Raw genomic sequence first — 24863 nt, forward strand, 5'->3', positions numbered from 1 at the left:
GGCACAGCAGGCTGTTTCACTTTGCTGTCATCCCGTCCCGTCACCGCCCGTGTTTCAGCGCCGAATTTGATCTTCATCGCAAAATGAAATGTTTCTTCTGTAATCAGCTTTAATGGAAAAAACATTTGTTTATAATCGCCACACGTTTCACTTAGCGTCGGGCGCGTTTTCACCGCCGACCCGAACCGCGTCGTACCCCCTGAGCGGGTACCACATGTAAAGGAAGAAGCATATGGGCACTATCAGACTGACTACCGCACAGGCGCTGGTGAAATTTCTGGATAACCAGTACCTGAACGTTGACGGCGTTGAAACCAAATTCGTGCACGGCATCTTTGCTATTTTCGGCCACGGCAATGTGCTCGGCCTCGGCCAGGCGCTGGAGCAGGACAGCGGCGATTTACAGGTGTATCAGGGCCGTAACGAGCAGGGTATGGCGCACGCTGCCATCGGTTTTGCCCGGCAGTCGCTGCGCCGTCAAATCATTGCCTGTACCTCTTCCGTCGGACCGGGTGCCGCCAACATGATTACCGCGGCAGCCACGGCAACAGCCAACCGGATTCCACTGCTGTTGCTGCCGGGCGATGTGTTCGCCACGCGCCAGCCGGACCCGGTGCTGCAGCAGATCGAGCAGAGTCACGATCTCAGCATCAGCACCAACGATGCCTTCCGCGCAGTGAGTAAATACTGGGACCGCGTGAGCCGTCCGGAACAGCTGATGACCGCCTGTATCAATGCGCTGCGCGTACTGACCGATCCGGCGGAAACCGGGGCGGTAACGCTGGCGCTGCCGCAGGATGTGCAGGGCGAAGCCTGGGATTTCCCGGAATACTTCTTCCAGAAACGCGTGCATTTGCTTGACCGGCGTCTGCCGACGGCCGCCCAGCTGGACGCGGCGCTGGCATTGATTTCGCGTAAGCACAAGCCGCTGATTGTAGTGGGTGGCGGCGTGAAATACTCCGATGCCGGTCAGGCGCTGCTGAGCTTTGCCGAGCGTTTCAATATTCCGTTTGCCGAAACGCAGGCCGGCAAAGGCACCATCGTTTCCGACCATCCGCTGAACGTGGGCGGCGTGGGTGAAACCGGCTGTCTGGCGGCGAACCTGCTGGCTAAAGAGGCCGATCTGGTGATCGGTATTGGTACGCGCTATACGGATTTCACCACGGCTTCAAAATGGATTTTCCAGCATCCGGAAATCAGCTACCTCAATATTAACGTCAACAACTTCGACAGCTACAAGCTGGATGGCGTGCAGCTGCTGGCGGATGCACGCGAGGGATTAACCGCGCTGGAAGCCGGACTGAACGGCTTTGAGAATCACTGGGGTGGCCAGATTGAACAGGCCCAGAGCAAGCTGCTGAAAGAGACGCAGCGCGTGTACGCCGCCACTTTCAACACCGACGACTTTATTCCGGAAATCGCTGACCACATCGATCGCACTGCGCTGTTCGCCGAGTTTGAGCGTTTGACAAAGTCGGTGCTGACGCAGAGCAGCGTGCTGGGCACCTTAAACGAACAACTGCCAAAGGATGCGGTGATTGTCGCCGCCGCCGGCAGTCTGCCGGGTGACCTGCAGCGCGTATGGCGCACCAAAGATTACAACGCGTATCACGTTGAGTACGGCTACTCGTGCATGGGTTACGAAGTGAATGCCGCGCTGGGCGTGAAGCTGGCACAGCCGCAGCGCGAAGTCTACGCCATGGTGGGTGACGGCTCATTCATGATGCTGCACTCCGAACTGGTCACTTCGATTCAGGAAGGGGCGAAAATCAACGTCATCCTGCTGGATAACATGACCAATGGCTGCATCAACAACCTGCAGATGGAACACGGCATGGACAGTTTCAACACCGAGTTCCGCTTCCGTAATCCGCAGGGCGGCAAGCTGGATGGCGGCTTCGTGCCGGTTGATTTCGCGGCGATAGCCGCCGGCTACGGCTGTAAAACCTACCGTGTCACCACGCTGGAGCAGCTGAAGGCGGCGCTGGAAGATGCGCAGCAGCAGACGGTTTCGACCCTGATTGACATCAAAGTGCTGCCAAAAACCATGGTGCACAAATACTTCAGCTGGTGGCACGTCGGCGTGGCGCAGGCTTCTACCTCAGAGCGGACGCAGCAGGTGGCCGACAAGCTCAATCAGCATATTCAACAGGCGCGTAAGTACTAACCCTTTTCAGGCCGGCGCTGCCCGGCCCGTTTTACCCTACTTATCCGACTCTACAGGTGTAATTATGACGCTCAAACTCGGTGTAATCGGTACCGGCGCAATTGGTCAGGAACATATTCGTCGCTGCAACAACGTGCTGCAGGGCGCAAAAGTGGTGGCGGTTTCAGACATCAATGTGGAAGGTGCGCGCGCGGCGCTGCAGCGGCTTAATATCCAGGCCGAAGTCTATCAGGATGGCCATCAGGTGATTAACTCGCCGGAAGTGGATGCCGTGCTGGTGACCTCATGGGACCCGACGCATGAAGAGTTCACGCTGGCCGCGATTGCCGCCGGGAAACCGGTGTTCTGCGAGAAGCCGCTGGCGCTGAGCGCAGAGGGCTGCCGTCGCATTGTTGACGCCGAGATCGCGCACGGCAAACGTCTGGTGCAGGTGGGCTTTATGCGCCCGTATGATGCCGGCTATCGCGCGCTGAAAAAGGTGATCACCGACGGTGACATCGGCGAGCCGCTGATGCTGCACTGCGCACACCGTAATCAGAGCGTCGGGGAGAATTACACCACCGATATGGCCATCACCAACACCCTGATTCACGAGCTGGATGTCCTGCGCTGGCTGACCGAGGACGATTACAAAAGCGTGCAGGTGGTGTTCCCGCGCACGACCTCAAAGTCACACGCGAAGCTGAAAGATCCGCAAATTGTGCTGTTTGAAACGCAGAAGGGCATCCGCATCGATGTGGAGATCTTTGTGAACTGCGCGTACGGCTATGACATTCAGTGTGAAGTGGTGGGTGAAGAGGGCATCGCCAGACTGCCGGAGCCGTCGGCGATTCAGATGCGCAAAGATGCCCGCCTTGGCAACGCACTACTGACCGACTGGAAAGATCGCTTTATCGACGCCTACGACGTTGAGCTGCAGGCGTTTATCAATGATGTGAAAGCGGGCCAGCTGAGCGGGCCTTCCGCCTGGGATGGCTTTGCCGCCTCGGTGGCTGCCGATGCCTGCCTGAAGGCGCAAACCAGCGGCGCGATTGAGCCCGTTGCCATGCCGCCGCGTCCGGCGTTTTACCAGAAATAATCAGGCGCGAGCGCTAAACCTATCCACGGCAGCGGATTACCGCTGCCTCTCTGTGTCAGGGAGCTGAAAATGAACCAAGAGAACGTCAAACTGGCGATTGCGCCGATTGGCTGGACCAACGACGACATGCCGGAACTCGGCAGCGAAAATACTTTCCAGCAAACGGTCAGCGAAATGGCGCTGGCGGGTTTCACCGGCAGCGAAGTGGGCAGCAAGTATCCGCGCGATCCGGCGGTGCTGAAGCCGATGCTGGATATCCGCGGTATTCAGATTTGTAACGCCTGGTTTAGTACCTTTTTTGCCAACGGTGACAAAGCGAAAACCATCGATCAGTTCATCAACCACATGAATTTCCTGCACGCCATGGGCGCGCGCGTGATTGGCTGCTCGGAACAGAGCAAAAGCATTCAGGGCACGTCGCTGCCGGTGCTGGAGCAGAAGCCGGTTTTCACTGACGAAGAGTGGCGCCTGACGGCAGAAGGTTACAACGAACTGGCGGCGATCGCGGCGCAGAAAGGGATGCGCGTGACGCTGCATCATCACATGGGCACCGGCATTCAGACGCCAGCCGAAATCGACCGTTTTATGGCAATGACCAACGATAACGTCGGTCTGCTGTACGACACCGGCCACATTTACTACTCCGAAGGATCACAGCAGGTGATGCTGGATGTGCTGACCCAGCATCTGCCGCGTATTTTCCACGTGCATCTGAAGGATGTGCGTGACAGCGTGGTGGCAGAGGTGCGCGCAAACTCGCTGTCGTTCCTCGACGGGGTGAAAAAAGGCACCTTCACCGTACCAGGCGATGGCGTGATCGATTTCAAACCGGTATTCAAAATCCTTGATGATTACGGCTACAAAGGCTGGATGGTGGTTGAAGCGGAACAGGATCCGGCCATCGCTAACCCATTCGAATATGCAGTGAAAGCCCGTAAATATATTCGTGACAATGCCGGGCTGTAAATTTGCGTGTTAATTAGCGCAATGAATTGCGCCGCTACGGTAAATTCGACAGTGACTTTCGTCATTATCGACCGCACACACTGTAGCGGCGCGATTTATCGCGCTATGTATCAATTGCTCTTCTGCAATCGACTCATTTCATTGTCTTTATTCACTGTGTAATCTCCTGAATCCAGTGAGAATATCACGCCACCATCCTGCTTCCGCTGAATTTTCATCAGTAAATTTTTATCCAGACAATTAGCAGGGGGTTGCATTTGCTTAAAGCAAATGCGGTCCTTTTTTTCCAATGACTGATATCCCTCACCTAGTGCATAAAAATAATAGGTAATGGGGCCATTATCATTAAAGGCTTTAATATTGTATTTTGACGTTATTTGCGGCTGGTGAATCAACCACCACCTTATTTTTTTATCGTCAGAGTAAGGCAGGTGATCGACGATAATTGATGCAGAATAGTAATCCTGGTGAACGTCAATAACGTTAACTTCCCTGAAGTTCAGGTAGCAGTATATGCCACTGGCTAATGCAACAAGCAGAATTAATCCTGCCCATGTCTTCCTGTTCATTAACGACCGCCTTCTACAAAAACCACGGGTCGACCACATTGGAAATGTGGGTGAAGCCGAATTCGTTTTTCATCCGGCGTTCTGAGATATCGCCGTAGCGCATATCGTCAGCGCCATAGTCATTAAACATGCGCTGTGTGGTGAAGATATTGAGCGGAAAAGTTGCTAAAGCCATGCGTGATACTCCCTGTCACTGACGAGTCCGTTAATCCGGTCGCGGATTATTTAGTCAGTAAGTGGAGCGGTGAGAATTGATCTGGTGCAGTGCCTTGTGTGAATAACCTCTCGCCGACACAAAAAGAGAAAAAATAAAAACCCCGCGCGGTGGCGGGGTTGAGGACAATGCTTAAGGTGATTAGGAAGCCAGCGACAGCGCCGGTTTCTGGCCGTTTTCCGCCAGCCAGTCGCGGATGCGCGCCTGTTCGGCTTCGCTCAGCCACATACCCTGTTTGGTACGGCGCCAGATGGCGTCGTCCAGCTCGCGCACCCACTCGTGTTTCACCAGGTAACGCAGTTCGGCTTCATAGAATTCGTGGCCAAAGTTTTCACCCAGATCTTCACGGCTCTTCGCGCCTTCCAGCAGCACTTCAGTACGGCTGCCGTAGGTGCGGGCGAAGTGACGCGCCATGCCTTCGCTGATGAACGGATAGCGACGGCGCAGGCTGGCAGCATAATCTTCACGCGTACCGGAGAAATCACCGCCTGGCAGCACGGCGTTTTTGGTCCACGCCGGACCGGCATCGGGGTAGTATTTCGCCAGTTTCTCCAGCGCATGCTCCGCCAGCTTGCGATAGGTGGTCAGCTTGCCGCCGAACACGGACAGCAGCGGTGCCTGGCCGTTGTCGTCGTGCACGTCCAGTGTGTAATCACGGGTGATCGCCTGCGGTGAATCAGATTCATCATCGCACAGCGGACGCACGCCGGAGTAGGTCCAGACGATATCGTCGCTGGTCAGCTGCTTTTTAAAGTGCGCGTTATACACCTTCAGCAGGTAGCTGATTTCATTGTCATCGATTTTGACATTTTTCGGATCGCCTTTGTATTCGACGTCGGTGGTACCGATGATTGAAAACTCATCCATCCACGGAATCACAAACACGATACGGTTATCTTCGTTCTGCAGAATGTAAGCCTGCTTCTCGGTGTGCACGCGCGGCACCACGATATGGCTGCCTTTGATCAGGCGAATACCGTACGGCGATTTCAGCTTCAGGCCATCGTCAAAGAACTGCTTCACCCAGGGACCAGCGGCGTTAACCAGCCCTTTGGCGCGCCAGGTGTAGGTCTTGCCGGTATCGACGTCTTCCGCTTCCACCATCCACAGACCGGCTTCACGCCAGGCGCGAGTTACGCGGGTGCGGGTGCGCACTTCGCCGCCCTGTTTCACCACTTCCTGCGCGTTAAGCACCACCATGCGCGCATCGTCCACCCAGCAGTCGGAATATTCGAAACCGCGCGTAATTTCAGGCTTCAGGGCCGATTCCGCGCCAAAACGCAGACCTTTACTGCCTGGCAGCGTAGTGCGCTTACCGAGGCGATCGTACATAAACAGGCCCATGCGGATCATCCACGCCGGACGCAGATGCGGGCGGTGTGGCAGACGGAAACGCATCGGGAAGGCGATGTGCGGCGCCATTTTCAGCAGCACTTCACGTTCGGCCAGCGCTTCGCCCACCAGACGGAATTCGTAATGTTCCAGATAGCGCAGGCCACCGTGAATCAGCTTGGAACTGGCAGAGGAGGTTGCACAGGCCAAATCCCGCGCCTCCAGCATCAGCACTGACAGGCCGCGTCCTGCAGCATCCACTGCAATGCCGGCACCGTTGATGCCGCCGCCGATCACGATCAGGTCTTTGGTTTCCACGTCATCTCCTCCGATGTTCGGAATAGTTCTAAAATGTTCGTTTTCGAGCGTAATAATAATCGGAAACCAACATTGACGCCAGCGCTTAACTCAATAAAAACATTCTTGCGTGATATAGCTAACATTTCGGCAGGAAAAAAATCACATATCCACAGGATTTGTCAGGTTATAGCGGCGGCTTATCAGGGTAAACTAACGCCAAATGATGACGAGGTAATGAGAGACCCATGGAAACCTTCGAGTGTATTAACGTCCTGCAGGCTAACGAGCATCTGGCACAGGGAGCGCAACTGGTAGACATCCGCGATCCGCAAAGCTTCGCCATGGGCCATGCCACCGGTGCGCAACATCTGACCAATGACAACCTGGCGACGTTCATTGCCGGCGCCCGGCACGACCAGCCGGTGCTGGTGATGTGCTATCACGGCAACAGCAGTAAAGGCGCGGCGCAGTTCCTGTTAAGCCAGGGCTTTAGCGACGTCTACAGCATCGACGGCGGTTTTGATGCCTGGCGCGCCGCGTTTCCGACGCAGGTGGCGACCGGCAGCCTCTGATCGACCGACAAAAGGAAGGAGAGTACCGCATGATGCGCATTACCCAGTTTAACCAGCCGCGTATGGCGCAGGCGTTTGTCGATTACATGGCGACGCGCGGCGTCACGCTGCGTATTGAGCGCGAAAGCCACTATGTCATTGTGCTGGATGACGACAGCAAGCTGGAGATGGTCGAAAACGAACTCGCGCAGTTCGTGCGCGATCCCAACCATCCACGCTATCAGGCGGCGAGCTGGCACAGCGGTACCACCGACAGCGGTCTGCGTTATGAGCGTGGCAATATCTGGGCAAACATTCGCGAACGCGCGGGCCCGCTCACGCTGACCATCATGATCGCCTGCGTGGCGGTGTTTATCCTGATGCAGATCGTCGGCGACGATGTGGTGCTCGGCTGGCTGGCCTGGCCGGCAGATTCATCACAATATTTTGAGGTGTGGCGCTGGTTCAGCCACGCGCTGCTGCACTTCTCGCTGCTGCACATTCTGTTCAACCTGATGTGGTGGTGGTATCTCGGTGGTGCGGTAGAGAAGCGCCTCGGCAGCGGCAAGCTGTTCGTTATCATGCTGATTTCAGCGCTGCTGAGCGGCTGGATGCAGGCGAAGTTCAGCGGCGTGCTGTTTGGCGGGCTGTCCGGCGTGGTCTATGCGCTGATGGGCTACTGCTGGCTGCGCGGCGAGCGCGATCCCGAAAGTGGCATTTATCTCGAGCGCGGCCTGATTGGCTTCGCTATTGTATGGCTGGTGATTGGCTGGTACGGCGCCTTTGGCCTGTCGATCGCGAACGCTGCGCACGTCACCGGTTTGCTGGTGGGGCTGGCAATGGCGTTCGTTGATACGCGCAAACGCGCACGTCGCTAGTAGCAGGATAAAAAGAACACGGCCTTGAGCCGAGGAGAGAGATGTGAAGCAGACGCAACGTCATGACGCCATTATCGATCTGGTCCGGCGTCAGGGGTATGTCAGTACGGAAGAGCTGGTGGATCACTTTGAGGTCAGCCCGCAGACTATCCGGCGCGATCTGAACGATCTGGCCGATCAAAACAAAATTCAGCGTCATCACGGCGGCGCGGCGCTGCCTTCCAGCTCGGAAAACACCGCGTGGCAGGATCGCAAAATGATGTGGTCGGCGGAAAAGGCACGCATCGCCGAGCGCGTGGCGAGCCAGATCCCGGACGGCGCTACGCTGTTTATTGATATCGGCACCACGCCGGAAGCGGTGGCGCATGCGCTGCTCAACCACAACAATCTGCGTATCGTCACCAACAACCTCAACGTGGCGATTTTGCTGATGGGCAAGCCGGATTTCCGCGTGATCATCGCTGGCGGTGAAGTGCGCACGCGCGACGGCGGTATCATGGGGGAAGCCACGCTCGATTTTATCTCTCAGTTCCGGCTCGATTACGGCATTCTCGGCATCAGCGGTATTGATATGGACGGTTCGCTGCTGGAGTTCGACTATCACGAAGTGCGCACCAAGCGCGCCATTATCGAGAACTCGCGTTGCGTGATGCTGGTGGTGGATCATTCGAAGTTTGGCCGTAACGCCATGGTTAACCTTGGCAACATGAGCCTGATTGATTACCTGTATACCGATCAAACCCCGCCGTTAAGCGTACTGAAGGTGATTGAACAGCACGAAGTGCATCTGGAGCTGTGCTGATTTCCCAGGTGCGCATCAATGCGCACCCTGTGAGGCATCTGGCCATGGTTACCAAACCGCACCCTGGGTCATCGCGCTTATTGTAAGGTCGCCATTGATGGCGACCAGGCCGCAGCGGCACGCCTTTTTTCACTGCTTCTTCATTTCCCTGTCGCTTTTTTCAGCGTCCCCGGCTTAACTTACTCTTTCAGATTTGCGCTTGCCCGTGTTTACCGTTTCGGATGCAAAGGGATGCACTATGTCGCCGCTAAAATTCAATAAAACCCGCTTTGACGCCGCGCTGACCCGCCAGTGGCAGCAGCTCGGACTGACCTCCGTCCGGCAGATGACGCCGCATCAGTGGTGGCAGGCGCTCAGCCGGGCGCTGATGGAACTGCTTGCCGCACAGCCGCCCGTGCCGCCGAAAAGCGCTCAGCGCCACGTTAATTATCTCTCGATGGAGTTTCTGCCCGGCCGGTTGACCGGTAATAACCTGCTCAATCTCGGCTGGTATAACGAGGTGGCCGCCGCGCTGGCAGAGCACCAGGTTGAGCTGAATGAACTGCTGGAGGAGGAGGTCGATCCGGCGCTGGGCAACGGCGGTCTGGGACGGCTCGCGGCCTGCTACATGGATGCGATGGCGACGGTCGGCCAGCCGGCGATGGGGCACGGCCTCAACTATCAGTACGGCCTGTTTCGTCAGTCGTTTGTGGCCGGACAGCAGCACGAAGCGCCGGATGACTGGCAGCGCGATCGCTATCCGTGGTTCCGCCACAACGCGGCGCTGGATGTGCCGGTGGGGCTGGGCGGTAAGGTCAAAAAGCGCGACGACGGCAGCGTCGAATGGCGTCCGGCACAGCAGCTGATCGGCCAGGCCTGGGATCTGCCGGTAATCGGCTATCGCAACGGCATCATGCTGCCGCTGCGCCTGTGGCAAGCCACCAGCGCGCAGCCGTTTGACCTGACGCTGTTTAACGCCGGGAAATTCCTGCAGGCGGAGCAGCCGGGCATTGAAGCCGACAAGCTGACCAAAGTGCTCTATCCCAATGACAACCATGCGCCAGGTAAACGTCTGCGGCTGATGCAGCAGTATTTCCAGTGCGCCTGCGCGGTGAGCGACATACTGCGTCGTCACTGGCTGGCGGGCCGTGCGCTGCATACGCTGCCGGATTTCGAAGTGATTCAGCTCAACGATACCCATCCCACTATCGCTATTCCGGAGCTGCTGCGCCTGCTGCTGGATGAGCATGGCCTGAGCTGGGACGACGCCTGGCACATTACCAGCCGCACCTTTGCCTATACCAACCATACGCTGATGCCGGAGGCGCTGGAGCGCTGGCCGGCGAGCCTGCTGCGCGAACTGCTGCCGCGCCATCTGCAGATCATCAAACAGATCAATCGCCAGCTGAAGCAGCAGGTCAAACAGCGCTGGCCGAATGACAGCGCCCTCTGGCACAAGCTGGCGGTGGTGAGCGACGGCGAAGTGCGCATGGCCAATTTGTGCGTGGTGAGCTGTTTCGCCGTCAACGGTGTGGCAGCGCTGCACTCGCAGCTGGTGGTTAACGATCTGTTCCCGGAATATCACCAGCTGTGGCCGCACAAGTTTCATAACGTCACCAACGGCATCACGCCGCGGCGCTGGCTGAAGCAGTGCAACCCCCTGCTGTCCGCGCTGATTGACGACAGCCTGCAGGTGGAGTGGGCCAACGATCTCGACGCGCTGGAATGGCTGGCGCCGCTGGCGAAGAAGAAAAGCTTTCGCCAGCAGTTCCGCACCATTAAGCAGCAAAACAAACTGCGGCTGACGGTGTACATCAAACGCGTGACCGGCATTGATATCAATCCTGACGCGCTGTTTGATGTGCAGATCAAGCGCCTGCATGAATACAAACGCCAGCATCTCAGTCTGCTGCACATCCTGCACTGCTATCGCCAGCTGCGCGATAACCCGGACAATCCCGACTTCGTGCCGCGCGTATTTTTGTTTGGCGCTAAGGCGGCGCCCGGCTATTTGCTGGCAAAAAACATCATCTGTGCCATCAATAAAGTCGCGGAGGTGATCAACAACGACCCGCTGGTGGGCGATCGCCTGAAGGTGGTGTTTGTGCCGGATTACCGGATTACCGCCGCCGAGCTGATGATTCCGGCAGCCGATCTCTCGGAGCAGATCTCCACGGCCGGTTACGAAGCCTCCGGTACCGGCAACATGAAGCTGGCGCTCAACGGCGCGCTGACGATTGGCACGCTGGACGGGGCTAACGTGGAGATTGCCGAGGCGGTCGGTGAGAAAAATATCTTTATCTTCGGCAACACGGTGGATGAGGTAAAAGCACTGAAGGCCGACGGTTACAGTCCGAAGAAACTGCGTAAGCACGATCGCTATCTCGACGGTTTGCTGAAGGAGCTGGAAAAGGGCAAATTCAGCGACGGCGACCGGCAGGCATTTGCGCCGCTGCTGGAGAGCCTGAGCAAACAGGGCGATCCGTGGCTGGTACTGGCCGATTTCGCCGCTTACATCGCGGCGCAGCAGCGCGTCGAAGCGCTGTGGCGCGATCCGGAAGCGTGGACCAAAGCGGCGATTCTCAATACGGCGCATACCGGCCGCTTCAGTGCCGATCGTTCGATTCGCGATTATCAACAGCGTATCTGGCAGGCGGCGCGCTGAGCCGCCGGAAAATGACGCTGCATGCGTAATGTGCGCACGGCAACGAAGGAGACAACATGGCCATGAAGAAACTGGATCAGGCTGCACGGGATGCCGGTATCGCACTGAGTTTTATCAACAATAAAGGTGAGTCACAGACCATCAGCGACGACACCAAACGCGCGCTGCTGGCGCTGATGGACGCCCCGACGGGCAACGCGCCACCGCTGCCGCCGGTGCTGGTGTTCACGCCGCCCGGGCAGCCTGAACTGACGCCGCAGGGCAGCGACGACTACCGCTGGCAGCTGGTGAGCGAGCAGGGGCAGCACTACGACGGCACCCTGAGCGCGGGAGAAAGCCTGGCGCTGCCGGCAGAACTGCCCGAGGGCTACCATCAGCTCACGCTGAGCACTTCACGCCAGCAGTGGCAGACTCGCATTATCATCGCACCGGCGCGCTGTTATCTGCCGCCAGCGCTGGCGCAGGGGGAGAAGCGCTGGGGCGCGCTGGTGCAGCTCTACACGCTGCGCTCAGCGCGTAACTGGGGCATCGGCGACTTTGGCGATCTGATGCAGATGCTGGAGCAGGTCGCCGCTCACGGCGGAGATTTCATCGGTCTCAACCCGCTGCATGCGCTCTATCCGGCGAAGCCGGATCACGTCAGCCCGTACAGCCCGAGCTCGCGCCGCTGGCTCAACGTGCTGTACATCGACATCAATCAAATCGACGAATTCACCCAAAGTGACGCCGCCCAGCGCTGGTGGCACAGCGCGCCAACGCGCAAAGCGCTAAAACAGGCGCGCAGCGCAGCGTTTGTCGATTATCGCGCGGTGACGACGCTCAAGCTGACTGCGCTGCGTTTTGCCTGGCAGCACGCACAGCCGCAGCTGACCCGGCAGCCGGCGTTTCAGCAGTTTCTGGCTGAAGGCGGCGATGCACTGCGTTATCAGGCGGCGTTTGACGCCATCGTAGCGGCGCGCAGCCAGCAGCATCCCGATGAGTGGGGCTGGGAAAAGTGGCCGTCAGGCTGGCAGCAGGCGCAGCAGCCGGAGGTGCAGCAATGGTGCGCGCAGCATGAGGACGACATTCTGTTCTGGAGCTGGCTGCAGTGGCTGGCGCAGCAGCAGTTCGCCGCCTGCTGGCAGCGTAGCCAGCAGCTGGGGATGGCGGTCGGGTTATATCGCGATTTGGCGGTTGGCGTGGCACAGCACAGCGCGGAAACCTGGCAGGATCCGCAGCTGTATAAGCTGGGCGCGTCGGTGGGCGCACCGCCGGATCCGCTTGGCCCGCTCGGGCAGAACTGGGCGCTGCCGCCGCTCGATCCACATGTACTGCGCGCGCGGGGCTATCAGCCGTTTATCGATCTGCTGCGCGCCAATATGCGCGATTGCGGGGCGCTGCGCATCGATCACGTTATGGCGCTACTGCGTTTGTGGTGGATTCCCTATGGCGAAAGTGCCGATAAAGGCGCGTATGTCGCCTATCCGGTGCACGACCTGCTGGCGATCCTTGCGCTGGAGAGTCAGCGTCAGCGCTGCATGGTGATCGGTGAAGATCTCGGCACCGTGCCGCAGGAGATCGTCAGCCTGCTGCGCGACCGCGGCATTTTTTCGTGGAAGGTGCTGATGTTCGAGTGCGGGGAGGACGGGCAGTTCCGGCCACCGGCAGCCTATCCGCGCCAGTCGATTGCCAGCGCCAGTACCCATGATTTGCCGACGCTGAGCGGATTCTGGCATGCCGCCGATCTGCAGTTGCGCGAGCAGCTGGGGCTGTTTACTAAACGCAGCATGCTGAAGGCGGCCATCGCGGAACGCGATGGGCAGAGAACCGCGTTGCTGAACGCCCTGAGCGAGGCGCAAGCCATTGATACGCGCAGCAAAAACCGCGCCGGCCAGCGTCTGACGCCTGCGCTGAATCAGGGCGTGCACCGCTTTCTGGCGTACACCGACAGCGCCCTGCTGGGGCTGCAGCCGGAGGACTGGCTGGGAATGGAGACGCCGGTCAACGTGCCGGGCACGGTAGCCGAATACCCCAACTGGCGGCGCAAACTGCGCGTACCATTGGAGAAGTTGTTTAGTTACCGGAAAGTGCAGCAGCTGCTGGCGATCGTCAATGAAGGGCGTAAGAAGCCGTAAAACACGCGGCAGCCGGGGTGGCTGCCGCATCTTCTATCAGTAGTAGGAGTGCTCGCCGCGCTGATGCTCGGTGAGATCGCGCACGCCTTTCAGCTCAGGGAAGGCGGCCAGCAGCTCTTTCTCGATGCCGTCTTTCAGCGTCACGTCAATCATCGAGCAACCGTTACAGCCGCCGCCGAACTGCAGAATGGCGTAGCCTTCGTCGGTGATCTCCATCAGCGAGACGCGACCGCCGTGGCTGGCCAGCTGCGGGTTGATCTGCGCCTGCAGCAGATACTCCACGCGCTCAACCATCGGCGCATCGTCCGACACTTTACGCATCTTAGCGTTCGGCGCTTTCAGCGTGAGCTGTGAGCCGAGGTTATCGGTCACGAAGTCGATTTCCGCATCTTCGAGGTACGGCGCGCTCAGCTCATCAACATAGGCAGACAGCTTGTCGAACTTCAGTTCGGTATCGGTGGCTTCGACCGCGTCCGGCGGGCAGTAGGAGACGCCGCACTCGGCGGTTGGCGTACCCGGGTTAATAACGAATACGCGAATCTGGGTGCCATCTTCCTGTTTTGACAGCAGTTTTGCGAAGTGCTCTTGCGCAGTATCAGTAATACGGATCATGGCGATTGCTCAATAGTTGACTAAAATACCTGGTTATAATACGCCCAACGCCGACGCTCTACAAGGTACGGCACAGGCATCCTATGTGTACGCTGGCCGCGCCCTGCGCCAGTAATAAGCGGCTGATTTCCCCCACCGTGCTGCCGGTGGTCACCACATCATCGATAAGCAGGATGTGGCGTCCGCGCACCGCCATTTCAAGGCGAAACGCGCCACGCAGATTGCTTTTCCGGGCGCGGGCGCTGAGCGCATGCTGCACCGCACCGTGACGCACCCGGCGTAGCCCTTCGCGGTATTCACAGCCAAGCCAGCGCGCCAGCGGTTTAGCCAGCAGCGCGGCCTGATTATACCCACGCTGCCACGCGCGGCGGCGATGCAGCGGCACGCTCAGCACCAGATCGATACGCGGCAACGGCTGCTGGCGGCGCTTTGTTAATAATTTTAACAAAAGCAGCCGCGCCAGCATCACCCTGAGTGCGGTTGCGCGCGAGAATTTGAGCTGCTGCACCCATTCGCTCAGCGGCGGCACATAATCACTCACGCAAGTAAGAGCGTGCCACGGCGGCGGCCGGCGCAGACAGCGTCCGCACGGCTGATCGCCGCTGGCCGGCAGTCCGCAGCAGGGACAGAGCGCCGGCAGCGCCGGTAGCTGACGCAGACATACGCTGCACAGGCCGTGCCGGGCGATACGCAGCGGCAGACGGCATAGCCAACACAGGGCCGGGATTGCTAGCATAGCGACCTCCTTTTCACTTTTCGGGAGTGTAACCGATGAGTTCGCTTTACTGGCACACCACAGGCACAGGCGATCGCGATCTTGTGCTGCTGCACGGCTGGGGACTGAACGCCGAAGTGTGGCAACACATTGTTCCGCGACTCAGCCCGCATTTTCGTCTGCACCTGGTGGACCTGCCGGGATTTGGCCGCAGCCAGGGATTTGAGCCGCTGAGCCTGGCGCAGATGGCGCAACAGCTATTACCGCAGTTGCCAGCGCGCGCCGTGCTGCTCGGCTGGTCGCTGGGCGGCTTAGTGGCCAGCCAGCTGGCGCTGAGCCAGCCCGATCGCGTGGCGGCATTGATTAGCGTGGCGTCGTCGCCGTGCTTTACCGCCCGGGATGAATGGCCCGGCATCCAGCCTGAGACGCTGGCGACGTTCCAGCAGCAATTGAGCAGCGATTTCCAGCGCACGGTGGAGCGTTTTCTCGCGCTGCAAACTATGGGGACGGAAAATGCGCGTCAGGATGCGCGCCAGCTGAAAGAAGTGGTGCTGTCGCAGCCGATGCCGTCGGTGGCGGTACTGGAAGGGGGATTGAACATTCTGCGCCACGATGATTTGCGCAGCGCACTGGATGGGCTGACGCTGCCGTTCCTGCGTATCTATGGCGCGCTGGATGGCCTGGTGCCGCGCCGCATTGCGCCGCAGCTGGATGCGCGCTGGCCGCATTCGCAGTCGGTTGTCATCGCGAAGGCCGCGCACGCGCCGTTTATTTCGCACCCGGAGGCGTTCTGCCAGCAGGTGCAGCAGTTCATCCACGCAGCCACATAAACTGCCAGGCGGCCAGCACCAGCGGCTGGCTGCCATCCACGCGCTGCCCGCTGATCACATCCTGAAAAGGGCGCGCCTGCGGCAGCGTGGTGCTGATTTCGCGGCTGCTGAGATTGAACACGCACAGTAACCCTTCGTCGCTGTCCGCGGCGTGACGGCGCAGCAGCAGCACCGCGTTGTCGCTCTCCAGCAGCGTCATCGGATTGTCCGGATGGAACGCCGGCTGCCGGGTACGCAGCTGAATCAGTGCGCTAAGCCGCTCAAACACCTGCTGACGCAGCGGGTTGCCGCCGCTGATTTGCTGTTCGATATCGCGCAGGCTGTACTTCTCACGGTTGATGGCGCGGTTGTGCCCGGCAGCGCGCACGCCCTCGTTGTCATTGCGCGAGCCGAGAATACTTTGAATATAGATGGCGGGCACGCCGGGAAAGGCCAGCAGAATCGCGTGCGCCAGCAGGAAGCGACGCAGGCGCGTCTCGTCATCGTCGGTCTGGTGATTGAGCGCATCCAGATACGTTACGTTGATTTCATACGGGCTGGTGCTGCCGTCCGGGTTGTTTTTATAGGACACCAGCGCGCCCTCCAGCGCCAGTTCACGCACCAGCGCCACAATCTCGACTTCCGACAAAATGCCGCGTGCCGGATTGAGGCCAATGCCGTCGTGCGAGGCGAGAAAATTGAAGAAGGTGGTGCCGCCATTCCCGGGCTCAAGCGTGCTGGCCCACTGGCGCAGCGCGCGTGCCGAGCCGGAGTGAATGGCGTGCAGCACCAGCGGTGGCAGTGAAAACTGGTAGACCATCTGCGCTTCGTCGTGGCCGTTGCCGAAATAGCTGATGTTATCCTGATGCGGCACGTTGGTTTCGGTCACGATCACCGTACCTGGCGCGACTTCGTTGGCGATGGCGCGAAACAGCTTCACCAGCTGATGGGTTTTGGTCAGATGGATACAGCGTGTGCCCGGCGTTTTCCACATGTAGCCCACCGCGTCCAGCCGCACGTAATCCGCGCCTTTGTTGAGATAATCCAGCAGCACGCCCACCATGCGGATCAGCACCTGCGGATTAGCGAAGTTGAGATCGATTTGGTCGGCGCTGAAGGTGGTCCAGATAAAGCGCGTGTCGCCGTTAGCGAGGGTAAACGGCGTCAGCAGCGGTGAGGTGCGCGGGCGCGTCACGGCACTGAGATCGGTGGCGGGCGGCATGCTGATAAAGAAGTCGTCCCAGCCGGCATCCTGCGCCAGAAAGTGGCGAAACCACGCGCTGTGCGCCGACATGTGGTTACAGACGAAATCGAACATCAGCCGGGTTTCGCTGTGCAGCGCCGTGATGTGCTGCCAGTCACCGCAGATCGGGTTCACTTTGTGGTAATCGATAACCGAGAAGCCATCGTCGGACGAGTAGGGGAAAAATGGCAGCAGATGCACCAGACTGAAGGTGGACTGCAGATGCTGCTGATAAAAGCGCGTAAAGCTGGCGAGCGTGGGCTGCTCGGGTTCGCGGAACTGGTCGGCGTAACTGATCAGCACCACGTCTTTTTCATCCCAGTGCGCTTTACGCGGCAGCTTTACCGTGTCGCGCGCCGCGCGGATGTGCGAAAGCAGGCGCTCGCGCGCCGCGACGGGGAAGCTACCTTCATAAATCTCATCGAGCAGGAAGTTGATAATGTCCATCGGATCGCCGGGTTACGCGGAAGGTCATTTTTTTCACACGGTTTTTTCAGCGTAGTCCGCCAGGACAATTTATCAACTTCCTGTACTCGCGCGCCGCTTAGCGTTTCTTCCCAAACGCGGCCGCCAGCGCATCGCCCATCGCACTGTTACCGACGCTGGCGCTGGCAGGTTTGCCGCGGCCTTTGGCACCGGCGGCCGGCCGCGCGGCCTCTTTGCCTGCGCCGCGGTTGCCGCCGCTGCGCGCGTTGCTTTCACCCGGCTGCTCATCCAGACGCATGGTCAGCGCGATACGCTTACGCTGCAGATCGACTTCCATCACCTTCACTTTGACGATATCGCCGGCTTTCACCACCTGATGCGGATCGTCTACGAATTTGTCCGACAGCGAAGAGATGTGCACCAGGCCGTCCTGATGCACGCCGATATCGACGAACGCGCCGAAGTTGGTCACGTTGGTCACTGCACCTTCCAGCACCATGCCCGGCAGCAGGTCGTTGAGCGTCTCCACGCCTTCGGCAAACTGCGCGGTTTTGAACTCCGGACGCGGATCGCGGCCCGGTTTCTCCAGCTCTTTGATGATATCGGTGACGGTCGGCAGCCCGAAACGCTCATCGGTGAAGTCGCGCGCATTCAGGTCGCGCAGGCTACCCGGATTGCCCATCAGTTCATTCAGCGCCTGTTCCGTAGCGGCGAGAATGCGCTCCACCAGCGGATAGGCTTCCGGATGCACCGTTGAGGCATCCAGCGGATTATCGCCGTGGTTGATGCGCAGGAAGCCGGCGCACTGTTCAAAGGCTTTCGGCCCAAGGCGGCTCACCTTCAGCAGCTGCTGACGGTTCTGGAAACGGCCGTTTTCGTCACGCCAGCTGACAATGTTCTGCGCCATCATGCGCGTCAGGCCGGCGACGCGCGTCAGCAGCGCCACCGAAGCGGTATTCAGATCGACGCCCACGGCGTTCACACAATCTTCCACCACCGCATCGAGTTTTTTCGCCAGCTGGCTCTGGCTGACATCGTGCTGATACTGGCCGACGCCAATCGATTTCGGGTCAATTTTGACCAGCTCTGCCAGCGGATCCTGCAGACGACGGGCGATAGACACCGCACCGCGCAGCGAAACGTCGAGATCGGGGAACTCCTGCGCCGCCAGTTCGGAAGCGGAATAGACCGATGCTCCGGCCTCACTGACAATCACTTTTTGCGCTTTGATTTGCGGGAACTGCTTCTGTACGTCGAGGAAGAAACGCTCGGTTTCACGTGAAGCGGTGCCGTTGCCGATCGCCACCAGTTCAACCTGATGTTTCGCGCACAGTGCCGCCACCGAGGTCGCGGCTTTGGCCGCCTGGCCGGTATGCGGATAGATGGTATCGGTCGCGACCAGCTTGCCGGTGGCATCGACCACCGCCACTTTGACCCCGGTGCGCAGGCCAGGATCGAGACCCATGGTGGCGCGCATGCCGGCGGGAGCCGCCATCAGCAGATCGTGCAGATTACGGGCAAACACGTTGATCGCTTCGTCTTCCGCCCGTTCGCGGATGGTGCCCATCAGTTCGGTTTCGAGGTGCAGCAGGACCTTGATGCGCCAGGTCCAGCTGACCACGGCTTTGCGCCAGCTGTCGGCCGGAGCGTTGTTCAGGCGCAGGCCAAGGTGGTCGGCGATCAGCGTTTCACCGTAGCTTTCGCGCGGCGCTTCGTCGAACTGCGGATCGGCGTTGAGCGACAGCTGTAAAATGCCTTCGTTACGGCCACGGAACATGGCCAGCGCACGGTGCGACGGCACGCTGCTCAGCGCTTCGTGATGATCGAAGTAGTCGCGGAATTTAGCGCCTTCTTCCTCTTTACCTTCGACGACGCGCGCAACCAGATGGGCGTTCTTCCACAGGTAATCACGCACTTTCGCCAGCAGCGTGGCGTCTTCGGCGAAGCGCTCCATCAGGATATAGCGTGCGCCATCCAGCGCGGCACGCACATCGGCGACGCCTTTGTCCGCGTCGACATAACGCGCTGCCAGCTGCTCGGGGTCCTGAGACGCATCGTTCCACAGCGTCTCTGCCAGCGGTTCCAGCCCGGCTTCGATAGCGATCTGCCCGCGCGTGCGGCGCTTCTGCTTATAAGGCAGATAGAGATCTTCCAGCTCGGTTTTGTTCAGCGTGCCGTTGATAGCAGTGGCTAATTCCGGCGTCAGTTTGCCCTGGTCATCAATGGATTTCAGAATCGACTGGCGGCGTTCCTCCAGCTCACGCAGATAGCCGAGACGGCTCTCCAGCGTACGCAGCTGGGTATCATCCAGCCCGCCGGTCACTTCCTTACGGTAACGTGCGATAAACGGCACGGTGTTCCCTTCGTCCAGCAAGCGAATGGCGGCGTCAACCTGGTCGGCGCGTGCCTTCAGCTCACCTGCGATAATCTGGCTCAGCGAATCTTTCATCATCAGTAACGGTCTTGCTTACACAGGGTTAGAAATAGGGGACAGTTATACGGACTGAGGCCGCAAATTGCCAGCCGCTGACCGGTGAATCCGTCTTTTTCTGAATGCAGCGCGCAACTCAGAGAAACTTAGCCACCTATGTGTTAAACCCCAGCGCAATGGCGTGCCGGTTGCAGCCAGGCTCGCCCCGTCTCTGCCCTATAATCCGCGGCAAACCACGGAAGGAGGGTGAAGCAATGATCAAATTACTGCTGCTGCTGGCCGGACGCGAGCTGCTGGTGCGTTATCGTCTGCTGATTTATGGCCTGGCGCTGTGCGGTGTGCTGCTGGCCGGCATGATTGTGGCGGACGTGCTGGTCGATGGGCATATCAATCTGTCGCTACAGGTGCTGGCGCTCTTACTGTCGCTGTCGCTGCTGTTTAACCTGCTGAGTGGCGAGGTGTCGCTGCAGCGCTGGCTCAATCTGCTGTTTTCCCTGATTTTTGTTGGCACGCTGCTGGCCGGCGCGCTGTGGCACGGTGACGAGAGGCAACTGAAGAAACTGCTGCTGACGGTGATGGAAATCTGCCTGTTGTTTAACGGCCTGTTTCGCTGCCTGAGCGCGGCGCTGATTCAGCGTCAGCGCTGGGTGCGACATTTTATGCTGGGCTGCGGCGAGATGGTGCTGAGCGTGGTGCTGTTTTTCAATGACAACCTGCATACCTGCCTGTTGCTGGGCAGCTGGCTGGTACTGTTGCTGCTGTCGTTCAGCCTGACGGTATGGCGCGTCTGGCGCCAGTGGCAGCGCCTGCCGGCGGGTCAGTCCGTTACGCTGCTGCCGTGGTTTTGTCGCGGCCATCGTCATATCGCGCGGCTCCGGCCGTGGCAGCAGGCCCGCTTTCCGCCGGACGCTGCGGCATTTCCTCTCTGTGTCCACGTCTGGCAGGCGCAGTCTGAAGCCAGTCAACAGCCGAAGCGCTATGTGATTGACCGTTACATCGGCGTGATTAACGGTGAAGGGCACTTTTGTACCGGCCACGCGGCACTGAGCTTTGGCGAGCGCGGCTACATCAGCCTTTATCCGCAGCAGGAGATCGATCCGCAACCGCACGAGCTGCCGCGTCTGCTGCTGGCCGGACAGATTAACGATCGCCCCGGCCGTTTTCTCCCCTCGCTGGCGGCAGAGATTGCCGACTGGCGCAGCCCGGATTTAACCTTCAGTTTTCAGCACTACAACGGGCAGGCGCTCGCCAGCTACTGGCAGGCCAACCGTGGTGACAGCCTGTATAATCTGACGGCAAAAAACTGTTCGACCACCGTGGTGGATGCGCTGGACGTGGCGTTTGAAGGCTATTACGGCCAGCGGCTGCAGCAGGTGTTTGCGCTGCTGTTGCAGCCGGCATTCTGGGGCGCCTGCGTGCTGCGCGAACGGGCAGAAATCATGACCTGGACGCCCGGCCTGGTCGCCGATTATGTGCGCCTGATGAAAAAGACGCTGGGTGCCTGTCCGGGCAGGTAAGGCTTTGTGATAGCCTCTGTGCAGTGAACAGGGCTGTAACCACGAGTGAAGCGATGAAAACCCAACTGATTACCCGCGAAGGCTATAACAAGCTGCGTGCTGAGCACGACCATCTGTGGAATGAGAAGCGGCCGGAAATCACCCGCATTGTCTCCTGGGCCGCCAGCCTGGGCGATCGCTCTGAAAACGCCGATTACACCTATAACAAGCGCCTGCTGCGCCAGATCGATCGGCGCGTACGCTATCTGCGTAAATGCCTCGCCGAGCTAAAAATCGTTGATTATGCGCCGCAGCAGGAGGGCAAAGTGTTCTTCGGTGCCTGGGTGGAAGTAGAGAATGAGCAGGGCGACGTGAAGCGTTTTCGCATCGTCGGACCGGACGAGATCTATGGCGATACGGTGAAAGAGTACATCTCCATCGACTCGCCGATGGCGCGCGCGCTGATCAAAAAAGAGGTGGATGACGAGGTGACGGTGAACACGCCGGAAGGACAGAAGGTGTGGTTTGTGAACCGCATTGAGTACGTCACGGAAAGTGAGGAAAAAAGAGGCGGAGAGTAATGGCCTGGTGAAACAAGCCGGGGCGCAACTTATTCTCCGCTGGCGAAAGGGCTGGCAGTATAAGAGGGGGAAGCGCCGCAGCCTTGCCGCGCCAGATAAGCGTTATTTGCCCGGCGTGGTCGCCGTGGTCGTTGAGGTGCTGCTGCCGCCGTGATCGCCGCCGCCCATGGTGGCCAGCGCGACGCCGAGCAGGGCTCCCACCGCACCGATGCCGATAGCATCTGAATTACCTTTGGCCGTGGTCGACGCCTGTGCGCCGGCGGCTTCGCCCGCTGGCGTAGCGGCCTGAACCTGTGTGAGGCTGGTGAGTACCAGAGCGCTCAGCAGAACAACGGTTTTTTTCATCTTTCTTCTCCACATGAACTCAGTAAGCAGGTGCCGATGCAGTGTCGGAGATCATTTGCGCAGAGGAAAGGGGAGTTTACTGACTGATTTAAATCACTTTATTTAACATTGGCCTTATTTTGCGCGCGCACTGGCACTGTTCCGAGCGCGGATACGCAGTGAGCGTCGAAAACGCGATATTTTATGCTGCTGAGCGCGGCCGCTGGCTTATCCAACAGGCGAAACTTAAGCCAAATGGCGCGCCCCGCCTGACGGCGGAAGCGGGACGGCCCGGCTGGACCACTCGCCGGCAGAAAACGCCGCTGATTTTCAGACAAGCGCTAAACGGCGTCAAAATCAGTCAGAAAAGCGCGAGCGGAGCCGCAGTTCGCGGTTAAAATTAAAGATAAGCTGCTGTTTAATATGCTTTGTAACAATTTCGGCTAGAATATAAACCATTAATGACTGTCACAGACAGGCATCTTTTTTACACAATATCGGCTCAGGCAATGGCGCCTTTGGGAGTTGAACATGCAAGAGAACTACAAAATTCTGGTCGTCGATGATGATATGCGTCTGCGCGCACTGCTCGAACGCTATCTCACCGAACAGGGCTTTCAGGTGCGCAGCGTCGCCAACGCCGAGCAGATGGATCGTCTGCTGACCCGCGAATCATTCCATTTAATGGTGCTGGATTTAATGCTGCCGGGCGAAGATGGCCTGTCAATTTGCCGTCGTCTGCGTAGCCAGAGTAACCCGATGCCGATCATTATGGTCACCGCGAAAGGTGAAGAGGTCGATCGTATCGTGGGGCTGGAAATCGGTGCCGATGACTACATTCCAAAACCGTTCAACCCGCGTGAGCTGCTGGCGCGAATTCGTGCTGTGCTGCGTCGTCAGGCCAATGAGCTGCCGGGCGCGCCGTCGCAGGAAGAAGCCGTCATCGCCTTCGGTAAGTTCAAACTGAACCTCGGCACGCGCGAAATGTTCCGTGAAGATGAGCCGATGCCGCTGACCAGCGGAGAGTTTGCCGTGCTGAAAGCGCTGGTGAGCCATCCGCGTGAGCCGCTGTCGCGCGATAAGCTGATGAACCTGGCGCGCGGGCGTGAGTACAGTGCGATGGAGCGTTCTATCGACGTGCAGATCTCTCGTCTGCGCCGCATGGTCGAAGAAGATCCGGCGCATCCGCGCTACATCCAGACCGTCTGGGGCCTTGGCTACGTGTTCGTTCCGGACGGCAGTAAAGCATGAGGCGATTGCGCTTCTCACCCCGCAGTTCGTTTGCCCGCACCCTGTTGTTGATCGTTACCTTGCTGTTCGTCAGCCTGGTAACGACCTACCTGGTGGTGCTCAATTTCGCCATTCTTCCCAGCCTGCAGCAGTTCAACAAAGTCCTCGCCTACGAAGTGCGTATGCTGATGACCGATCGGCTGCAGCTGGAGGATGGTACGCAGCTGGAAGTGCCGCCGGCCTTCCGGCGCGAAATTTATCGTGAGCTGGGCATCTCGTTGTACACCAACGCGGCGGCGGAAGAGAGCGGGCTGCGCTGGGCGCAGCATTATGAATTCCTCAGTGAACAGATGGCGCAGCAGCTGGGCGGGCCGACCGACGTACGGGTTGAGGTTAACAAAAACTCGCCGGTGGTCTGGCTGAAAACCTGGCTGTCGCCGGATATCTGGGTGCGCGTGCCGCTGACCGAAATCCATCAGGGCGACTTCTCACCGCTGTTCCGCTATACCCTGGCGATAATGCTGCTGGCGATTGGCGGCGCCTGGCTGTTTATCCGTATACAAAACCGACCCTTAGTCGATCTTGAACACGCTGCGTTGCAGGTGGGGAAAGGCATTATTCCGCCACCGCTGCGCGAATACGGTGCTTCGGAAGTGCGTTCGGTGACGCGTGCCTTCAACCAGATGGCGGCGGGCGTGAAGCAGCTGGCCGATGACCGTACGCTGCTGATGGCCGGCGTCAGCCATGATCTACGCACGCCACTGACGCGCATCCGTCTCGCCACCGAGATGATGGGCGAGGAAGATGGCTACCTGGCCGAGTCGATCAACAAAGACATTGAAGAGTGTAACGCCATCATTGAGCAGTTCATCGATTACCTGCGTACCGGGCAGGAGATGCAAACCGAGCGCGCCGATCTGAATAGCGTGCTGGGCGAAGTGGTGGCGGCGGAGAGCGGCTACGAACGCGAGATTGAGAATGCGGTGATGGACGCGGAGCTGATGCTGGATATTAATCCGCTGTCGATTAAACGCGCGGTAGCGAATCTGGTGGTTAACGCGGCGCGCTACGGGAACGGCTGGATCAAAGTCAGCAGCGGTCAGGAATTGAATCGCGCGTGGTTCCAGGTGGAGGATGATGGTCCGGGCATTAAGCCGGATCAGTTACAGCATCTGTTCCAGCCGTTTGTACGCGGCGACAGCGCGCGCAGCACCAGCGGCACCGGCCTGGGTCTGGCGATTGTGCAGCGTATTATCGATGCACATGACGGATCGCTGGAGATTGGCGACAGTGAACGCGGCGGATTACGTATCCGCGCGTGGTTACCGATTCCGGAAAACAGCGCAACGACGGCAGTAAGCAGTACTGTTAGTTAAATTTC

The 24863-nt window shown here is 58.9% G+C and carries 21 protein-coding genes; 13 read left to right on the top strand and 8 right to left on the bottom strand.

Annotation, left to right across the window (positions count from 1 at the left end):
- Positions 1 to 232: 232 nt before the first annotated feature.
- The 3 genes from iolD (at position 233) to iolE (ending at position 4211) form a co-directional block, all read left to right on the top strand.
- The gene (gene iolD / locus H7K56_RS18070; RefSeq protein WP_150360756.1) at positions 233 to 2167 is read left to right on the top strand and encodes a 3D-(3,5/4)-trihydroxycyclohexane-1,2-dione acylhydrolase (decyclizing); all 1935 of its coding nucleotides are present in this window, start codon (positions 233 to 235) and stop codon (positions 2165 to 2167) included.
- Positions 2168 to 2231: 64 nt separating this feature from the next.
- Positions 2232 to 3245 carry a bifunctional inositol 2-dehydrogenase/D-chiro-inositol 1-dehydrogenase gene (gene iolG, locus H7K56_RS18075; RefSeq protein WP_021507394.1) on the top strand — a complete coding sequence of 338 codons (1014 nt, stop codon included), beginning with the start codon at positions 2232 to 2234 and terminating at the stop codon, positions 3243 to 3245.
- Positions 3246 to 3314: 69 nt separating this feature from the next.
- Positions 3315 to 4211 carry a myo-inosose-2 dehydratase gene (iolE, locus tag H7K56_RS18080; protein WP_104189577.1) on the top strand — a complete coding sequence of 299 codons (897 nt, stop codon included), beginning with the start codon at positions 3315 to 3317 and terminating at the stop codon, positions 4209 to 4211.
- Between the two features lie 110 nt (positions 4212 to 4321).
- Here the strand turns inward: iolE and H7K56_RS18085 are convergent, their stop codons facing one another.
- The 3 genes from H7K56_RS18085 to glpD form a co-directional block, all read right to left on the bottom strand.
- The gene (locus H7K56_RS18085) at positions 4322 to 4780 is read right to left on the bottom strand and encodes a DUF943 family protein (protein WP_058770956.1); all 459 of its coding nucleotides are present in this window, start codon (positions 4778 to 4780) and stop codon (positions 4322 to 4324) included.
- A 13-nt stretch (positions 4781 to 4793) separates the two neighbouring features.
- Entirely contained in the window at positions 4794 to 4955 is a 162-nt protein-coding gene (locus H7K56_RS18090; protein ID WP_150360754.1) for a DUF3289 family protein, read from the bottom strand.
- 180 nt (positions 4956 to 5135) lie between these two features.
- Positions 5136 to 6644 (bottom strand): glycerol-3-phosphate dehydrogenase, encoded by a 1509-nt coding sequence (gene glpD / locus H7K56_RS18095; protein WP_058759321.1) that lies wholly within the window; start codon positions 6642 to 6644, stop codon positions 5136 to 5138.
- Positions 6645 to 6871: 227 nt separating this feature from the next.
- On the opposite strand from glpD, the gene glpE reads away from it, so the two are divergent.
- The 5 genes from glpE (at position 6872) to malQ (ending at position 13615) form a co-directional block, all read left to right on the top strand.
- Positions 6872 to 7198: a thiosulfate sulfurtransferase GlpE gene (gene glpE, locus H7K56_RS18100; RefSeq protein ID WP_021313438.1), complete on the top strand. Its 327-nt coding sequence runs from the start codon at positions 6872 to 6874 to the stop codon at positions 7196 to 7198.
- 32 nt (positions 7199 to 7230) lie between these two features.
- Complete coding sequence (glpG, locus tag H7K56_RS18105) at positions 7231 to 8055, top strand: rhomboid family intramembrane serine protease GlpG (RefSeq protein ID WP_104189633.1); 825 nt, start codon at positions 7231 to 7233, stop codon at positions 8053 to 8055.
- A 43-nt stretch (positions 8056 to 8098) separates the two neighbouring features.
- Entirely contained in the window at positions 8099 to 8857 is a 759-nt protein-coding gene (locus tag H7K56_RS18110; protein ID WP_058759319.1) for a DeoR/GlpR family transcriptional regulator, read from the top strand.
- A 238-nt stretch (positions 8858 to 9095) separates the two neighbouring features.
- Positions 9096 to 11501: a maltodextrin phosphorylase gene (gene malP, locus H7K56_RS18115; RefSeq protein ID WP_150360752.1), complete on the top strand. Its 2406-nt coding sequence runs from the start codon at positions 9096 to 9098 to the stop codon at positions 11499 to 11501.
- 56 nt (positions 11502 to 11557) lie between these two features.
- The gene (gene malQ / locus H7K56_RS18120; RefSeq protein ID WP_150360751.1) at positions 11558 to 13615 is read left to right on the top strand and encodes a 4-alpha-glucanotransferase; all 2058 of its coding nucleotides are present in this window, start codon (positions 11558 to 11560) and stop codon (positions 13613 to 13615) included.
- A 36-nt stretch (positions 13616 to 13651) separates the two neighbouring features.
- Here malQ and nfuA read toward each other — a convergent pair whose 3' ends face one another.
- Positions 13652 to 14227 carry a Fe-S biogenesis protein NfuA gene (nfuA, locus tag H7K56_RS18125; protein WP_021507402.1) on the bottom strand — a complete coding sequence of 192 codons (576 nt, stop codon included), beginning with the start codon at positions 14225 to 14227 and terminating at the stop codon, positions 13652 to 13654.
- Between the two features lie 58 nt (positions 14228 to 14285).
- A complete protein-coding gene (gene gntX, locus H7K56_RS18130; RefSeq protein WP_059011196.1) occupies positions 14286 to 14963 on the bottom strand; it encodes a DNA utilization protein GntX in 678 nt (225 codons plus the stop codon).
- Between the two features lie 35 nt (positions 14964 to 14998).
- Here gntX and bioH point away from each other — a divergent pair, with 35 nt between their 5' ends.
- On the top strand, positions 14999 to 15772 hold the full coding sequence (gene bioH / locus H7K56_RS18135) for a pimeloyl-ACP methyl ester esterase BioH (RefSeq protein ID WP_141496745.1): 774 nt from the start codon (positions 14999 to 15001) through the stop codon (positions 15770 to 15772).
- Here bioH and H7K56_RS18140 read toward each other — a convergent pair.
- Entirely contained in the window at positions 15753 to 17441 is a 1689-nt protein-coding gene (locus tag H7K56_RS18140; RefSeq protein ID WP_104094156.1) for an alpha-amylase family glycosyl hydrolase, read from the bottom strand. The genes bioH and H7K56_RS18140 overlap by 20 nt on opposite strands.
- Before the next feature lie 97 nt (positions 17442 to 17538).
- Complete coding sequence (locus tag H7K56_RS18145; RefSeq protein WP_125309889.1) at positions 17539 to 19869, bottom strand: Tex family protein; 2331 nt, start codon at positions 19867 to 19869, stop codon at positions 17539 to 17541.
- 236 nt (positions 19870 to 20105) lie between these two features.
- Between H7K56_RS18145 and H7K56_RS18150 the strand changes: the two genes are divergently transcribed.
- Positions 20106 to 21368 carry a hypothetical protein gene (locus tag H7K56_RS18150; protein ID WP_058770963.1) on the top strand — a complete coding sequence of 421 codons (1263 nt, stop codon included), beginning with the start codon at positions 20106 to 20108 and terminating at the stop codon, positions 21366 to 21368.
- 53 nt (positions 21369 to 21421) lie between these two features.
- Positions 21422 to 21928, top strand: a complete 507-nt coding sequence (greB, locus tag H7K56_RS18155; RefSeq protein WP_021507408.1) for a transcription elongation factor GreB — start codon at positions 21422 to 21424, stop codon at positions 21926 to 21928.
- 102 nt (positions 21929 to 22030) lie between these two features.
- Here greB and yjbE read toward each other — a convergent pair whose 3' ends face one another.
- Positions 22031 to 22273 (bottom strand): exopolysaccharide production protein YjbE, encoded by a 243-nt coding sequence (yjbE, locus tag H7K56_RS18160; protein ID WP_021507409.1) that lies wholly within the window; start codon positions 22271 to 22273, stop codon positions 22031 to 22033.
- Between the two features lie 510 nt (positions 22274 to 22783).
- Here yjbE and ompR point away from each other — a divergent pair.
- Positions 22784 to 23503 carry an osmolarity response regulator transcription factor OmpR gene (ompR, locus tag H7K56_RS18165; RefSeq protein WP_001157751.1) on the top strand — a complete coding sequence of 240 codons (720 nt, stop codon included), beginning with the start codon at positions 22784 to 22786 and terminating at the stop codon, positions 23501 to 23503.
- Positions 23500 to 24858 (top strand): two-component system sensor histidine kinase EnvZ, encoded by a 1359-nt coding sequence (gene envZ / locus H7K56_RS18170; RefSeq protein ID WP_058774990.1) that lies wholly within the window; start codon positions 23500 to 23502, stop codon positions 24856 to 24858. Before ompR ends, envZ begins: the two co-directional genes overlap by 4 nt.
- The last annotated feature ends 5 nt before the right edge of the window (positions 24859 to 24863 follow it).

This window comes from Pantoea dispersa (assembly GCF_014155765.1).
In the GTDB taxonomy this organism is placed as follows: domain Bacteria; phylum Pseudomonadota; class Gammaproteobacteria; order Enterobacterales; family Enterobacteriaceae; genus Pantoea; species Pantoea dispersa.